Source organism: Virgibacillus sp. 7505 (assembly GCF_002272135.1).
GTDB lineage: Bacteria > Bacillota > Bacilli > Bacillales > Amphibacillaceae > Terribacillus.
In genome coordinates, this window is record NZ_NPBF01000005.1 from 98,932 (window position 1) to 114,390 (window position 15,459).

Here is a 15,459-nt window from a genome sequence, read left to right on the forward strand (position 1 = left end):
ATCAGTTACAAAATTGTTCAGCATGTATCCAATGAATTCGTTCATTGGATATTTTTTTGAGTTTAAAAATAATAGTGAAGTACCAGAATACATCAAAGGAAACAAAATAAAGGAACAAGCATTTTAGAGATGTAAAATTGCTTGTTCCTTTATTTTGTTTCCTATTTGAGTGAAGACTCTTTTAAACGCTGAAATCTTCATGAATGAATCCGCCAAAGAACTTGTTAGAAGGTACTTCGTAGCCTGTTACCGTTCCGAATTTCCGCATCATTACAGCGTTCCATGCCAGGAACCAAGCTCGATCCTCCTGCAGTCCATCCAGCATCATCGGCGTTACTTCCACTTGTCCGTCAAAGAGATGCACACCAAGTGAAGCAAGTTTCTCTAAATCCCCCGTCAGCTCATAATCAGCAAGCATCTGGCGATAATCGAATTGACAGCTGTCAAACTTGAAGTATGGTTTGAAGAGCTTGTACAGCCTGCTGTCACCCGCCATCAGATATAAGACGGCAAGGCAGCCTTTATGCTGTAATACTTCCGCATTCCCAATACCAGCCCGCAAATTCTGATACTTGATTTCGTGATCCTCATCGTGGAATTTAATATACATGTTCATCCCTCCTCCCAAAAGATTTTGCTTATTCAGTAGTAGGAATCTTTTCCCTTTCCTTCTAAAAGACAAACAAAAAACCCCGTCCGACGGACGGGGTTTTTAGCTATCAGGAAGATGTATAAGATCCTCCATTGATGTGGATTGCTTGACCAGTCATATAAGAAGCTTCATCAGATGCAAGCATTACATACGGCCACGCATGCTCGGAAGGCTGCCCTGGACGCCCCATCAGGCTGTCTTGTCCGAACTGCTCAATTTTATCTTCCCCGATTGTAGCCGGGATGAGCGGTGTCCATACTGGACCAGGTGCTACAGAGTTAGCACGAATTCCTTTCTTGATAAGGCTTTGGGCGATACTGCGCGTCCAAGCTGTGATAGCACCTTTTGTCGCTGAATAGTCCATGAACATCGGGTTGCCTCGGTAAGCATTGATGGAAGACGTACTGATGATGGAGTCTCCTGCTTTCATATGACGCACAGCTGCTTTCGTCAAATAGAATTGGGAGAAGAAGTTAACACGGAATACTTCCTCAAATTGTTCTGAGGATATCTCAAGCACATCCTCCTGCACATACTGAATAGCTGCGTTGTTCACTAGAATATTGATCTTGCCGAATTCCTCAACTGTCTTTTCGACTAAGCTGATACAATGCTCCTCATCCTTGATGTCCCCTGGCAGCAGCAAGCAGCGCTTACCTTCTGCTTCCACAAGACGTTTCGTCTCTTCAGCATCTTCTGTTTCATCAAGGTAGCTAATTGCGACATCCGCACCTTCTTTTGCATAAAGGATAGCAACTGCACGGCCGATACCGGAATCACCGCCTGTAATAAGAGCTGCTTTTCCTTCCAATCTTCCTACACCTTTGTAATCTAGCGGCTGATGCGGCAGTGGATCCATTTTTGCTTCAATGCCCGGCTGGCGATCCTGCTGGTGCGTACTAGTTGAGCCATTCATCATATCTTTCGGTTCCATAGAAAAGTCTCCTTTGTATCTTGATTGATACAATACCTTTCCACATCCTACTAGCAGTCAAACGTCTAACCGAAAGTAAACTATCAAGCTCTGCCATTATCACCTGCTCAGACGAAGCACTTTTACCTCATAGGAATCCAGCTGAATCTCTCCTTCTACATCCCCTTCCTCCAGTACATCCTCATACACTTGATCCAGTTGTATGTTACTTGTCTCTTCACTGAAATTCATGACAAAGATAAACAAGGAATCAGCATTATAGCGTACTTGAATGGATACTCCTTCTTGCTTCGTAATACCAACTGATGCGTGAATCTGCTCTGTTTTCATTATTTCCGAATAAAAGTCGTCCTGGAATGCATCCTCTAATCTAGCACCAATATAATAGGCATTGCCCTCTCCATAAGCATGCTCTGTGACAGCCGATGTTCCTGCATAGAAATCTTCATCATATACGGCTAGCTCATTCGCGTTAATGAGTTCGAGAACAGTCGCATAATCTTTCAAATCATAATACTTGCCTCTATAAAGGACTTGATTGCGATCTCGCGGATACAGTGTATCCGTTTCAATTGGCCGTAATCCGAATACATCCGTAAGCTTCTCCTGCCATGCTCCTTTATGCACCAGGTCGTGCTCATTCACCACACCGCTGATATACGTCATAACCAGCTTGCCGCCATTCTTTACAAATGCTTCGAGTTTTTCTGCGGTCTGGTCATCCATCATATACAGCATCGGGATGACTAAAAGCTTATACTTGGAGAAATCATGATTTTTCATAATAACGTCCACTGGAATATCCCGTTTCCAAAATGGCCGGTAGTGTGCATGCATCGTCTTAATATATTGCTTGGAATCCAATCCGTATCCTTGTGCATCTTCTAACGCCCAGTCATTTTCCCAATCATACAAGAGCGCTACTTCCGCAGTACGATGCGTACCTTTAAGTCCGGCTAGTTTTTCCATTTTTTTGCCTAGCTCTGCCACTTCCCGGAATACACGATTATCCTGCGAACGATCATGATCGACGACCGCCCCATGAAATTTTTCTGTTGAACCACGTGATTTGCGCCATTGGAAATAGAGGATACTATCCGATCCATGAGCAAGCATCTGCATCGAAGCAAGGATATGCATGCCTGGCCGCTTCGCTTTGTTCACTGGATGCCAGTTGACGGCACTTGGTGTATTTTCCATCAGTAAAAATGGCTGATCCTTTAATGTCCGGTACAAGTCATCAATGAATCCGACCTTCATCGCTAGCTCTGCAGTTGTTTCCCAGTCATTATGCCAAGTCGGATACGCATCCCAGCTAATTACATCAATCTTTTCTGCGAAACGGTTGTAATCCAGTCCCCGGAATGGGATCAAATCAGGTGTGTCTGCCATAAAATTCGTCGTAACTGGAACGTCCGGAGTAATCTCACGTATCGGAACCATCTCATTCTCCATGAAACGGACAGTTTGATCAGTTGAGAATCGCCGCCAATCCAGGCGCAGTCCATGCACGCCATCTTCTCCATTCGGTGAAGGGGATTCTACCTGCTCCCAATCAGTAAACGTGTGACTCCAAAACGGTCCCCACCATGCATCGTTCAAGGCTTCTAGATTTCCGTCGTATTTCTCTTTCAGCCATTCACGAAAAGCACTCTGGCAACGTTCGCAATGGCAATCACCGCTGTACTCATTGGAAATATGCCATAGCAGTAACGCTGGATGCTTTCCATACCGTTCTGCCAGCTTTCGGTTTATCTTCTCTGTTTTTTCCAAATATGTCAGGGAAGTGAAGCAATGGTTATGCCTGCCTCCATGCAGCTGTTTTACTCTTGCCGCATTCACTCGCAGTACATCCGGATATTTTTGAGACATCCATGCAGGGCGGGCACCGCTTGGAGTAGCTAAAATCACTTTTCCGCCAAAGGAATGTATGTCATCGAAAATCTTATCCAGCCATTCAAAATTGTACACACCCTCTTCAGGCTCTAATGCACTCCAAGCGAAAATGCCAACCGAGAAAGTGTTCGTATGTGCCAATTGCATCAATTCAATGTCTTCTTTCAGGACATCGGGGTACTTCAGCCACTGATCGGGGTTGTAGTCTCCTCCATGCAGCAAAAAAGGTGCTTTTAACTCGCGCTTCGATTGATTCATTTTCTTCTCTCCCTTTTCTGGTTATCCTTTCGTTCCGCCTGTCGTCAGGCCCGAAACAAAGTTCCGCTGCAGCAGGAAGACGATGGCGATTGGAATACTGATCAGTATGGCTCCGGCTGCAAACGTCGTGTAGCTCGCTCCCATAACCTCATTCACTAAGTTAAACAGACCAATTGGAAGTGTATAAGCTTCCGTCGTACGCAAAATGACAGAGGACAAAACAAAATCGCCTAATGGCACCGTGAACCCATTCATGGCGACAACCGCCAGCATCGGCTTCGATAATGGCATGATGATTTGCCAAAATGTCCGGGTGAAGCTTGCGCCATCTATCCGCGCACTTTCATCCAGCTCCATCGGAATGGAATCCATATAGCCCTTCATTAAATACGTATTCATCGGAATCAGCCCCCCGATGTACAGCAGGATCAGCAGCCAATGACTGTTGACCATATCCAGCATCTGTGCCAGGACAAAAAGGGCGATTAGTGCTGAAAATTGCGGAATCATTTGCAGCAGCAGAAAGACAGTCAATGTATTCTTCCTGCCTCTGAAACGGAATCGTGAAAAAGCATAGCCTGTGAACGAAACACTGATGATAGCACCAAGCATCGTGAAGAAGCTGATCTTAACCGAATTCAAATACCACTGCACATACGGCAGGGATTCAGAGCCTTCGAACAGTTCTTTATAATGTGCCAGCGTCGGATTTTTCGGAATGATGGATGTACTGATCAAACTGTTTCCAGGGTTGAAGCTTGCGCCAATTGTCCACGCGAGCGGATATAGAATCATTATCGACATAACAATCAGCACACCATAGGAAAGTGTAAGGCGAATCAAACGTGATCGATTCCGCATGCTCATGCTCCTTCCTTGAATGTACTTGATTTTCGGAACTGCCATAACGCAATGGATACGACAACAACAGATAACATGATAGTCAGGGCAGCCGCCAAAGCATATTGGCTGGACTGCATGGTCAGTTTATAAATCCATGAAACCAAAATATCAGTACCGCCGGCAGTGGAATCCGGAACCGCCGGACCTCCCGCATTAAACAGATAGATAATATTGAAGTTATTAAAGTTGAATGTGAATTGCGTTATGATGATTGGTGAGATCGACAATAGAATCATCGGCATCGTAATATGGCGGAACTTCGAAAAAGCCGACGCCCCATCGATTGTCGCCGCTTCATACAAGTCCTCGGGTATCGATTGCAGCACACCAGTTGTCACAAGAAAAATGTACGGAAAACCAAGCCACCCTTGCATCATGATCAGTGCGAATCGCGCCCAATTAGGATCTGTCAGCCAAGGAATGGCATCGAGACCGAGTGCGGCAAGGATATCGTTGTTAACAGCTCCGAAACTGTCATTGAACAAGCCTGCGAAAATCAATATGGTGACGAAGCCAGGAACTGCCCATGGCAAGACGAGGATCGTACGAAACAGTTTCTTGAAACGTATTTCTTTTTGATTCACAACCACTGCGAGAAAGATTCCTAATGCCACTTGCAGTGTGGATGCTACGATTGTCCAGACTACTGTCCATGCAAGTACATCGAAGAAAGTTGAACGCCAGATATCGACAGTGAAGATTTCCTTGAATGTACTGAACCCGACCCATTCGACCAGTTTAGCTGGTGGTGAATTATATAAATCATAATTCGTAAAGGCGATCGCAAAGCTGAAAAGGATCGGGAAAACGACAGCGAACAATAGCAGCAGGAATGCCGGTCCGCTGATCAAATACGGATAACCCTTGAACAGCACATGCTGATACTGCTGCCGAAGTGTGTAAAGCGTCTGCTTGTTATCTCGCATAACGCCCGTTTTATAAGCATCCCGCAGATTTAAATAATAGACGATCAAACCTAGGAAGATGACAATCAACGCTATGAGTCCTTCTGCCAATAGGAAAATCGAGTTATCTCTTGGGATCTCAGTCCCTAGCGTAACGATTCCCCACAGTCCCATATTCAACAGATCCTTAAATGCAACAAAGAAAGAAACTGTTATCAGCAGAAACAGTAATCCTTTCAGCCATTGCCGATGATAAAACTGACCGAAACCTGGTATGATCGAGAGCAACAATGCTACTTTACGATGCTGCATGCCTATTCCTCCTCTTACATAGGAAATACGTGCCGGCATTGTGCCGGCACGTATCCATCATTTCTCGCCGTGATTTGCCTCAATTTGACCTTTAATTGATTTTACTGCCTGATCGAGAGCTTCCTGCGGCTCGGATTTCCCAGTCGCAATCGTCTGCAAAGCAGCATCCGTTGGTTTCCACACTTCATTCATTTCCGGTATGCCAGGTGTGAGGTCAGAGAACTGTGATTGTTCTGCAATCGCCTTTGAAGCATCGCTTTCCATCACTTCCTGATCCTCTGCCAGCGCCTTCACTGCCGGAACCTCTTTTGTCTTTTCATAACGAACCTTTGATACTTCTTCATTACTTAAATACTTCACTAGCTCTTCTGCCAACTCAGCATTCTTAGAGAACGTGCTTACGTTATAGCTTTTTACTCCGATAAATGCGCGCATATTTTCTCCATTGGATAGCTTCGGCAAGGAAGCAATACCATAGTCGACTCCAGCTGTTTCAAATGGTTCCAAATTCCATGGACCTGATATGATGGCAGCCGCTTTCCCTTCAGTAAACAGCGACTCGATAACGTTGATTCCTTGCTCACCCACTAAGCCCGACGGGAATAGCTTCTCATCGTAGAAACGCTTGATCTCACTTGCGCCTTCTACCGCTCCTTCATTGTTTAATCCGATGTCTTCCGGATTAAACGTACCATCGCTGTTCTTGCCGAAGACGTAGCCGCCATAGCCGCTCAGCACGCTATTGGCATAATAGGTCTGATCAAACAATGCCAGGAAACCATATTGCTCCCCTTGACGAACTTCTTTGGAATAGTTGAACCATCCCTCCAAGTCCTCCGGCAGCTCCTCTTCGGTTATTAGAGCTTTGTTATAGTAAAGCATCGTCGTTTCAACAGCTTTCGGAAGTCCATACACTTTACCGTCGACGATTTGCGATTGCATGGCTGATTCTGTGTAAGCCGATTGCAACGTTTCATCAACCGCCAATTCCTTCACTAAACCCTCCGCAACAGCAGATCCCATTTGGTCTCCCGGCATTGTGAATACATCAGGACCTGACCCAGCTGGGCCGTCCAGCCGTAAATCTTCTAATTGCTGGGCATAGTTTTTCTCAATGATTTCTACCGTCACATCATGTTCTTTTTCAAATTCGGCTACAGCGTCTTCAATACCGATTGCTTTCTCTTTATCTTCCCAAATGACTAATTTGTCACTTTTTTCGGACTCACTTCCATCCGCACCGCTCTCTTGCGGTCCACACCCAGTCAGTAAAACTCCCGTCATTAAACCAGATACCAAGCCAAGGACTAGCTTTTTCCTTTTCACTCGACCCCACTCCTTTTATTGAAAGCGTTTACAATATTAAACATAGCATTCTGTTTATCTGAAGTAAACAATTATTTTACTTATTTAGGTAAATAATTTACGCAAACAAAAAACGACTTTATTAGTCAGTCGTTTTCGTCATCGTACTCTTTCTTTCGACAATCTCGCCAGTAATTAGTACTGTCTTAGATAATGTCCGCTTACCTAGTATTTGTTCCAGCAGCAAATCAATAGCTGACTTGCACACTTCATTCAAATCGATACGGACAGTCGTCAAAGGAGGAGATACATATTTTGCCACACTGATATTATTGATACCGATAACGCTCACCTGCCCCGGAATAGCGATACCGTCTTCATTCAATGCCTGGAGCATGCCTACAGCAATCGGATCAGCAGCTGCAACGAATGCACTCGGCAGCACACCCAATTCATCAATCGCCTTTTTCATTAAGCCATAACCATTTTCAACGCTGAAACCACGTCTGCAAAGAACGGATCGATCATCCAGGATACCCTTTTCCTCCATATAGGTACGGAAAGCCTTCTCTCTGGGATCCATCTCATCTCTCATCGTATCCGGGTTTTGAAATGTTCCGCCAATGAAGCCTATATCGCGGTGCCCTTGCTCCAGCAAATGGTCTATCTGCTTCCTCGTAATCCATTCCAAATCGGGACGTACAGCATCGTAATGATCCGGATTTGGAGATGAATCAATGAATACACCATTCTTAGTTAAATTCTGCAGCTTTACGTGCTCCGCTTTCGTGAAGCTCCCCACCGCCAGAAACCCTTGGATAGTATCGGGAACAGCTTCTATCCCATCCTCTTTTTTGTATAAAGTCAATTCAACATTTCGTTCCTTCGCACATTGTTCCAGTGCCTTACGCATCGTTTTGAAATAAACATCCTCCAGCTCTTCTGTAACTGTTACCCAATAGAGAAAAGCTATTTGCTTAATCCGTATATGGACTTCTTTCTTTCGATAATTCAGCCGTTCTGCCACTGCAAATATTTTATCTTTTGTTTCTTCTGTCACAGATAGGCTTTCGTCGTGATTCAGCACCCTGGAGACTGTGGAAACAGAAAACCCGACTTCATTTGCGATTTCTTTTATTGTTGCCAAACCCCTCACCTCTTCTGATTAGATTATGACAGATAAACATACACCAGTAAACTTTTTACTAAATATTTAACTGACAAAATAGGCTTAAGTATCTCTTGCTTCCAATTTCTCCTTATAGTACACTATCCGTAACTTAGTTAATTAAATTAATAAAGTACATTTAGGAGGCATCGTTATGACGCTTAAGCAGAATCTAACAGCTTCATTTCAAGAAATCTTCCAAACTAATGAAAATCCACGCCAATTCTTTGCACCTGGCAGAATCAATTTAATCGGTGAGCACACTGATTATAATGGCGGACATGTATTTCCAGCAGCAATCTCTTATGGGACTTATGCTTTAGCGGCAAAACGCAGTGACAACTTAATCAGGTTTTACAGCATGAACTTTTCTGAAACCGGTATCATTGAACGCAGGTTAGATGATCTAGCCTTTCAATCCGACGATGATTGGGCCAATTATCCAAAGGGTGTATTGCTTTATTTACAGCAAGCTACCGACAAAATAACATCTGGCATGGACATCCTTTATTACGGAGATATACCAAATGGAGCCGGTCTCTCTTCTTCTGCTTCCATTGAGCTAGTTACTGGCGTATTGGCTGATAGCATATATGGACTTGGAATGGAACGTATTCCGCTTGTTCAGCTTGGACAACGGGTGGAGAATGAATATATCGGTGTAAACAGCGGCATCATGGATCAATTTTCGGTCGGGATGGGTAAACAAGGGCACGCTATCCTGCTTGACTGCAACACATTGGATTACGAGCATGCACCTGTAGATTTGTCTGAACATGTGATTTTGATTGCCAATACGAATAAACAGCGAACTTTATCCGGTTCAAAATATAACGAACGCCGGTCAGAATGTGAAGCTGCCCTGCAGGATTTAAAGCAAAAACTCAAGATTAATAGTCTCGGCGAGCTCTCTCCAGAAACATTTGATCAGCATCACACATTAATCAGCAATCCTGTCCACGTCAAACGTGCACGTCATGCTGTATATGAGAATAACCGCACGATCGAGGCGTTGAAAAAGCTTCAAAGGCATGACTTGGCTGCTTTCGGGGAATTGATGAATGATTCGCATCGTTCACTGCGGGATGATTACGAAGTGACTGGACAGGAACTCGATACGATTGTTGAAGCTGCCTGGGCACAGGATGGTGTTCTCGGCGCTCGCATGACAGGTGCTGGATTCGGCGGCTGCGCAATTGCATTAGTGGAAAAAGATAAGATTGAAGCAGTCCAAGCAGGTATCCAGCAGCACTATAAAGAAAAAATCGGATATGAGGCAACCTTCTATACTGCTACGATCGGTGACGGTGCAAAGGAATTAGCATAAAGGATGTGTTCATATGATTTATTCAGATATCGAGGCTTTACTAGAGCAGACTTGCAAGGAAGATTTAATAAAGGAACGGGATATCATCTACGTACGAAACCAAGTAATGCACCTGCTGAAGATGACAACATACCCGGCACATAAAATTTTGACGAGCTCTGGTTCGATACCGGATTTAGTCGATCGAATCGTCGATTATGCCGTGAAGGAAGATATCATCGATAACATTTTGGATGAGAAAGAGATGCTTGCGGCATCGTTGATGAATTGCTTTATACCTCGCCCTTCCACTGTCCAGGCATCATTTGACAGCTATTATAAGAAATCACCGGAACAGGCAACGGATTACTTTTATAATCTAAGCAAGAACAGCAACTATATCCAGATGAATCGGATCAAAAAAAACATATCATATAAAGTACAGACCGAATATGGCGAAATGGACATTACCATCAACTTGTCCAAACCTGAAAAAGATCCAGAACAAATCAAGCGCGAACGGATGATGAAGCAGGATAATTCCTACCCTCTTTGTGTGCTCTGCAAAGAAAATGAAGGCTATTCCGGCAGAATTGGATATCCCGCAAGGTCCAACCACCGCGTAATTGAATTGTCACTAGGAGAGGAGAAGTGGCTTTTCCAATATTCGCCTTACGTTTATTATGATGAACACAGCATCGTATTATCAGAGGAACATCGGGATATGAAAATCAATGCAGATGCATTCCGAAGACTGCTTGAATTTGTGGAGAAGTTCCCTCATTATTTCATTGGCTCAAATGCCGATTTGCCGATTGTAGGAGGTTCTATTCTCTCCCATGATCATTATCAAGCAGGGCGCTATACCTTTGCCATGACCAATGCGGAAGAACGCTATACCTTTTCGATTCATTCGCATCCGGACGTAAGAGCTTCTGTCCTTAAGTGGCCGATGACGGTCATTCGGCTCCAGGCGAACGACCAGGGGAAATTGGTAGAGGCAGCCGATAGTATTCTGGCCTTTTGGCGCAACTACGATGACAAAGATGCATCCATTCTATCTTATACAGACAACACGCCGCATAATACAATAACTCCGATTGCCAGAATGCGTGATGATTTGTATGAAATGGATCTTGTACTTCGCAATAACCGGACGACAGCTACCCACCCATTGGGTATCTTTCACCCGCATGCAGATGTGCATCACATCAAAAAAGAAAATATCGGATTGATTGAAGTGATGGGCCTCGCTGTATTGCCGCCGCGCTTGGAAAAAGAGCTAGAAACAATTTATAAGTTTCTAGCCGGAAAAGCCGATGCAGTGGACCCTCCGCACGAAGAATGGGCTCGGGAATTGCGTGCGGAACATGGATTCCTTCATAACGAACAATATGCAAAAGAAGTTGTTCAAAAAGAACTTGGCAAGAAATTCGTCCGCGTATTGGAGGATGCTGGAGTCTTTAAGGACGACAAAGTCTTTCAGCGCTTCATCACAAAACTCAATCAGAAAGTGGTGTCTTCATGATCGAAAGGACTATCCTCCAGGATGGGTGGGAATTGTACACGGTCACCAATAATAACGGAATGCGTCTTGAGGCTCTGAACTTTGGAGGCATCATCACGTCCCTGGAAGTACCTGATAAAGACGGAAACTTAGAGAATATCGTACTAGGCTATCGCGACCTTCAAGATTACAAAGATAATCCCAACTACTTCGGTGCTTTGATAGGCCGGGTAGCTGGACGGATAAGAGAGTCTGAAATCGTATTGGATGGCCAAACATACAAACTGGAAGCAAATGAAGGGAAGCACCATTTGCACGGCGGTCCTGAAGGGTTTCACCAAGTACTTTGGAAGGTAGAACCTTTTGAAGAGAATGAAATAAACGGTCTTCGACTTTCTCACACAAGTAAGGATGGTGAAGGCGGCTACCCAGGGAGCCTAACAGTGAATGTCACCTACACACTCACAGAGGACAACAAATTAGTTATCCTTTATGAAGCAGCCACTGACAAGGCAACTCCTGTAACTCTGACAAATCATACGTACTTCAATCTCAGCGGAAACCTGAAAAGAACCATTGCGAAGCAGCAGGCAATGGTCGCAAGTGATCAGTACACAGAGTTGGATGAAGAACTGATTTCAACCGGCAGACTGCTGGATACAGCTGCTTCGCCATTCGACTTGCGGTCATTCAAACCGTTAGAGGAAGTATTCGGCGCACAGCATGAACAGCTTCGTATTGCCGGGAAAGGTATCGATCACTACTTCTTGTTTTCAAGCAATGAGAAACCAAAAGCTGGTCTCTATGATCCAGATAGCGGAAGACTGATGACCATCCAATCGAATCAGCCTGGTCTCGTCGTGTATACAGGTAATGGCCTGGATGATTCATTGGAACTTAGAGAACGCAAATCTGAAAAATACCTGGGGATTTGTTTTGAAACACAGGCTTTCCCTGCTGGCTTGCATCATGTTGGTTTTCCAGATCTCATCTTGAAGCCTGGCGAGCCGTACCGAAAAGAGACTGTATTCTCTTTTTCAACCAAATAATTATGAAAGGAGCCAGCTAATCAATTGATTGGCTGGCTCCTTTTTTTATTATACCGGTGCAAACAGGTCCACCAGCTGCAGCGCTACTGCCCCTAATGCTGTCGCATGCTTTCCATGTTTACTTACCATTATTTCAGTCTGAGCCGCTTGGTCCGTCAGGGCTCTGCTCGCAATTTCTTCCTTCAGCGGGGGGAGGAGAAATTCTGCGCTCTCCATTACGCCTCCACCAAGAATGATCCGATCGGGATTCAACAGATGAATTAAATTGATCAGACCGATCCCCAGTATCTGACCAGTCTTTTCCAGAGTGGCTTTAGCTTCTTCATCTCCAGCTCTTGCTGATTGATAGACAGCTTCCCCACTCGCCATACTCGCTCGCCGCGCGATAGACGGGCCACTTGCAAGTGTTTGCAGGCAGCCATTGTTTCCGCAAGCGCATTTCTCTCCATTCGGATCGATAGACATATGCCCAAGCTCTCCAGCCAAGCCAGCCGCTCCGTGGAAAAGCTTTCCACCGATGATGATTCCCGCACCAATTCCTCGTCCGATATTAACGGCTACCATACTATCCTGCATATCATACCCACCGAACCATGATTCCCCGAGCGCCATCGCTCGTGCGTCATTATCCACTTTCACAGGAATGCTGAATCTAGTTTCCAGCTCCTGCTTGATTGCAATATTATGCAACCCTAAAAGAGGAGCTACACGAGAAATACCAGTTTCTACATCGACGACTCCATGCATCGCTACTCCAATACCTATTATCTGCCCTGTTTGCGCACTAAGCTGATCAAGCAATTGCTGGATCGCTGTTACGACTTGATGCAAAAATTCGCTATTCGTATTCACATGAAGTGGATGTGAGACAATCCCTAATATCTCTCCTGTCAGATTCGTCAAAATGCAGTCGACTGTTCCAGGACCAGCATCGACACCGATGACGAACCACTCACCTGTCCGGATATGAAGCATGGTAGGCTTTCGTCCGCCGCTCGAGGATCCGAGCTTGCTTTCCTCCACCAGACCTTGTTCAATCAGCTCTTTAACGATGATACTGACTGTCGGAGGTGTCAGGCCTGTCTCCTTTGCAATATCTGCGCGTGATATTGGCGCTGCCACGCGAATCTTATTGAGGATCAAAGATCTATTCACTGTTTTCATCAATTGAAATGTGCCACGCTGCATATAAACCGCTCCACTATCAGTAGTAATTTCAGTACATCATCATCCAAACTAAGCCGACGCCATGTAAATCTAATCTCTAGACCTCTATATCTTTAATCACTTTTGCTGGATTTCCCCCGACTACAGTATTTGCAGGGACATCTTTCGTTACGACTGCACCTGAACCGATAACTGCATTATCCCCGATCGTAACACCAGGATTAATGACAGCACGTCCGCCGATCCAGACATTATCTCCAATTGTCACCGGCTTGCCCAATTCATATCCAGAATTACGTTCTACCGGGTGCAATGGATGCGTTGCGGTATAAATATGTACACCTAGGGCAAGCATGCAATTATCACCGATACGTATTTCACAAATATCCAGCATTACACAATCAAAATTCGCATAGAAGTTTTCTCCAAGATGGATATTGTACCCGTAATCACAGCGAAAAGTCGGTTCGATGTAGGATTTGCCTTTTGCAGAGCCGAGTATCTGCTGCAATAAATTCGCTCTCTCGGCATGTTCATAGCTTGTCGTATCATTATATTGCCGAACCAATTCTCGAATTTCCATCCGTCTATCTGTCAATTCTTTATCGGACGGACGATAAAGCTCTCCAGCCACCATTTTCTCTCTTTCTGTCATAATTTCCTTTTCTCCTTTCTGATAATGATAATCTCTCACTTTATGTATCTATTGTTATAAAACTCGTAAACACTGACCATACTGATTCTATTATATCGCAAAGGAGAATTACTATGCACACCCGCTTCAAAGTAGCACTGCCTCTATTATTCATACTCATTGCACTTTTTTTGTTCTTGCCAGTCCAAGCAGATGCCAGCGTTTCCAATACAGGACAGACGACTGCAAACCTGAACATCAGGGCAGCCCCCTCTACGGATGCCGCCATTATTGGTAAATTCCCGGCAGGCACACAGTTCCAGTATATCGACAGAGGAGATGGCTGGGGACAGATTACGATTCAGAGCCAAACAGGTTATCTCAGCTTGGATTATGTAACAGCAGTGAATAAAGAAACATCCGCATCCGCATCTGCTCCCTCTGAATCATCAAACGGGCAGCCTGTGCAAAAAATAGTTATTGATCCAGGTCACGGCGGCAAAGATCCCGGTGCAATCGGCAATGATACGATGGAAAAACGGGTTGCCCTTACTATATCCGAAAAGCTGCAGCACAGATTGCTTGCTAATGGGTATGACGTAAAAATGACGCGCAGTGAGGATGTTTTTATACCTTTAACAGAACGAGCGACATTTTCGAATAACTGGAAAGCAGATTTATTTGTAAGCGTCCATGCCAATAGTGCTACATCGTCGTCAGCAAAAGGTTTGGAATCCTACTACTATGGGGCGAGCAGCAGCGGGAAACAGCTAGCTTCCAGCATACAAACTGCACTAGCAGCTAACACGAATAATGAAAATAGAGGCACACATAGTGCTGATTTCTATGTACTGCGCCATACATCAATGCCAGCTGTACTCGTTGAAACAGGATTTATCTCGAACCCTGCTGATGCTGTACTTCTAAACGATTCAAGTTACCAAGATAAAGTAGCTAATTCAATTGCAGAAGGAATAACAGAATATGCAAGCTAAAGCAGAGCTGCCTATATGGCAGTTTTTTACATAATATTCACACTACGTCTATTCATATAATCGTATAATTGGAAGGAATAAGGGGGGATTGATACTTGAAGTATTTCGTGGATTTCATTCTAGCAATCATACTTACCGGACTCTCCTATTACATCGGCAGCATCTTATTCCGGCATGGCATGCCAATCTGGCAAGCAATGATAATCGGCTTATCCGTCGTTGCTCTTGGCGCATTGACAGAAGCACTAGGTGCACCGATTTGGCTGATTGTGCTCGTTCCTTTCCCAGTAGGTATGCTGCTGCTGTACCTGTTCCTGCAAGCACCTATCTATGATTGGTTCATCACTTATGCAACAACCTTAACTATTTACACCCTGATTCACATCCCGATGAGCTACTACTTCCAATTTCATAGTTTGATACCTGCTTGGAAGTTATCCTAGTGCTGGAAAAGGAGACTGCACGAAG

14 protein-coding genes are annotated in these 15,459 nt (G+C 44.6%); 5 read left to right on the forward strand and 9 right to left on the reverse strand.

Going from position 1 to position 15,459, the window contains the following annotated elements; translation table 11 throughout:
* Positions 1–181 precede the first annotated feature (181 nt).
* From CHH91_RS01845 to CHH91_RS01875, 7 genes are all read right to left on the reverse strand, one after another.
* A complete protein-coding gene (locus tag CHH91_RS01845; RefSeq protein ID WP_095221401.1) occupies positions 182–610 on the reverse strand; it encodes a hypothetical protein in 429 nt (142 codons plus the stop codon).
* 109 nt (positions 611–719) lie between these two features.
* On the reverse strand, positions 720–1,586 hold the full coding sequence (locus CHH91_RS01850) for an SDR family oxidoreductase (protein ID WP_095221403.1): 867 nt from the start codon (positions 1,584–1,586) through the stop codon (positions 720–722).
* A gap of 99 nt (positions 1,587–1,685) precedes the next feature.
* Positions 1,686–3,740: a beta-galactosidase gene (locus tag CHH91_RS01855; RefSeq protein WP_095221405.1), complete on the reverse strand. Its 2,055-nt coding sequence runs from the start codon at positions 3,738–3,740 to the stop codon at positions 1,686–1,688.
* Positions 3,741–3,761: 21 nt separating this feature from the next.
* A complete protein-coding gene (gene ganQ / locus CHH91_RS01860) occupies positions 3,762–4,607 on the reverse strand; it encodes a galactooligosaccharide ABC transporter permease GanQ (protein ID WP_176465626.1) in 846 nt (281 codons plus the stop codon).
* On the reverse strand, positions 4,604–5,860 hold the full coding sequence (gene ganP, locus CHH91_RS01865; RefSeq protein ID WP_095221408.1) for a carbohydrate ABC transporter permease: 1,257 nt from the start codon (positions 5,858–5,860) through the stop codon (positions 4,604–4,606). Before ganP ends, ganQ begins: the two co-directional genes overlap by 4 nt.
* 57 nt (positions 5,861–5,917) lie before the next feature.
* Entirely contained in the window at positions 5,918–7,186 is a 1,269-nt protein-coding gene (ganS, locus tag CHH91_RS01870) for a galactooligosaccharide ABC transporter substrate-binding protein GanS (RefSeq protein ID WP_483372379.1), read from the reverse strand.
* 121 nt (positions 7,187–7,307) lie between these two features.
* Complete coding sequence (locus CHH91_RS01875; RefSeq protein WP_095221410.1) at positions 7,308–8,312, reverse strand: LacI family DNA-binding transcriptional regulator; 1,005 nt, start codon at positions 8,310–8,312, stop codon at positions 7,308–7,310.
* A 175-nt stretch (positions 8,313–8,487) separates the two neighbouring features.
* Here CHH91_RS01875 and CHH91_RS01880 point away from each other — a divergent pair, with 175 nt between their 5' ends.
* Genes CHH91_RS01880 through CHH91_RS01890 form a run of 3 tightly spaced genes read left to right on the forward strand, consistent with a single transcriptional unit; the run spans position 8,488 to position 12,195 of the window.
* The gene (locus tag CHH91_RS01880; protein ID WP_095221411.1) at positions 8,488–9,660 is read left to right on the forward strand and encodes a galactokinase; all 1,173 of its coding nucleotides are present in this window, start codon (positions 8,488–8,490) and stop codon (positions 9,658–9,660) included.
* 13 nt (positions 9,661–9,673) lie between these two features.
* Positions 9,674–11,167 carry a UDP-glucose--hexose-1-phosphate uridylyltransferase gene (gene galT / locus CHH91_RS01885; protein WP_095221412.1) on the forward strand — a complete coding sequence of 498 codons (1,494 nt, stop codon included), beginning with the start codon at positions 9,674–9,676 and terminating at the stop codon, positions 11,165–11,167.
* The gene (locus tag CHH91_RS01890) at positions 11,164–12,195 is read left to right on the forward strand and encodes an aldose epimerase family protein (protein ID WP_095221414.1); all 1,032 of its coding nucleotides are present in this window, start codon (positions 11,164–11,166) and stop codon (positions 12,193–12,195) included. Before galT ends, CHH91_RS01890 begins: the two co-directional genes overlap by 4 nt.
* Before the next feature lie 48 nt (positions 12,196–12,243).
* Here the strand turns inward: CHH91_RS01890 and CHH91_RS01895 are convergent, their stop codons facing one another.
* Entirely contained in the window at positions 12,244–13,383 is a 1,140-nt protein-coding gene (locus CHH91_RS01895; RefSeq protein WP_095221415.1) for an ROK family transcriptional regulator, read from the reverse strand.
* Between the two features lie 76 nt (positions 13,384–13,459).
* On the reverse strand, positions 13,460–14,020 hold the full coding sequence (maa, locus tag CHH91_RS01900) for a maltose O-acetyltransferase (RefSeq protein WP_095221575.1): 561 nt from the start codon (positions 14,018–14,020) through the stop codon (positions 13,460–13,462).
* Positions 14,021–14,130: 110 nt separating this feature from the next.
* On the opposite strand from maa, the gene CHH91_RS01905 reads away from it, so the two are divergent.
* Both CHH91_RS01905 and CHH91_RS01910 read left to right on the forward strand, forming a co-directional pair.
* Entirely contained in the window at positions 14,131–14,991 is an 861-nt protein-coding gene (locus CHH91_RS01905) for an N-acetylmuramoyl-L-alanine amidase (RefSeq protein ID WP_095221417.1), read from the forward strand.
* Positions 14,992–15,086: 95 nt separating this feature from the next.
* Positions 15,087–15,434: a hypothetical protein gene (locus tag CHH91_RS01910; protein WP_095221418.1), complete on the forward strand. Its 348-nt coding sequence runs from the start codon at positions 15,087–15,089 to the stop codon at positions 15,432–15,434.
* The last annotated feature ends 25 nt before the right edge of the window (positions 15,435–15,459 follow it).

Excerpts from the sequence above, each read along its gene's own strand:
- CHH91_RS01850 (WP_095221403.1), bottom strand. The coding sequence starts at position 1,586 with ATGGAACCGAAAGATATGATGAATGGCTCAACTAGTACGCACCAGCAG.
- ganP (WP_095221408.1), bottom strand. The coding sequence starts at position 5,860 with ATGCAGCATCGTAAAGTAGCATTGTTGCTCTCGATCATACCAGGTTTC.
- galT (WP_095221412.1), top strand. The coding sequence starts at position 9,674 with ATGATTTATTCAGATATCGAGGCTTTACTAGAGCAGACTTGCAAGGAA.
- CHH91_RS01855 (WP_095221405.1), bottom strand. The coding sequence starts at position 3,740 with ATGAATCAATCGAAGCGCGAGTTAAAAGCACCTTTTTTGCTGCATGGA.
- CHH91_RS01905 (WP_095221417.1), top strand. The coding sequence starts at position 14,131 with ATGCACACCCGCTTCAAAGTAGCACTGCCTCTATTATTCATACTCATT.
- ganQ (WP_176465626.1), bottom strand. The coding sequence starts at position 4,607 with ATGAGCATGCGGAATCGATCACGTTTGATTCGCCTTACACTTTCCTAT.
- CHH91_RS01895 (WP_095221415.1), bottom strand. The coding sequence starts at position 13,383 with ATGCAGCGTGGCACATTTCAATTGATGAAAACAGTGAATAGATCTTTG.
- CHH91_RS01880 (WP_095221411.1), top strand. The coding sequence starts at position 8,488 with ATGACGCTTAAGCAGAATCTAACAGCTTCATTTCAAGAAATCTTCCAA.
- CHH91_RS01845 (WP_095221401.1), bottom strand. The coding sequence starts at position 610 with ATGTATATTAAATTCCACGATGAGGATCACGAAATCAAGTATCAGAAT.
- CHH91_RS01890 (WP_095221414.1), top strand. The coding sequence starts at position 11,164 with ATGATCGAAAGGACTATCCTCCAGGATGGGTGGGAATTGTACACGGTC.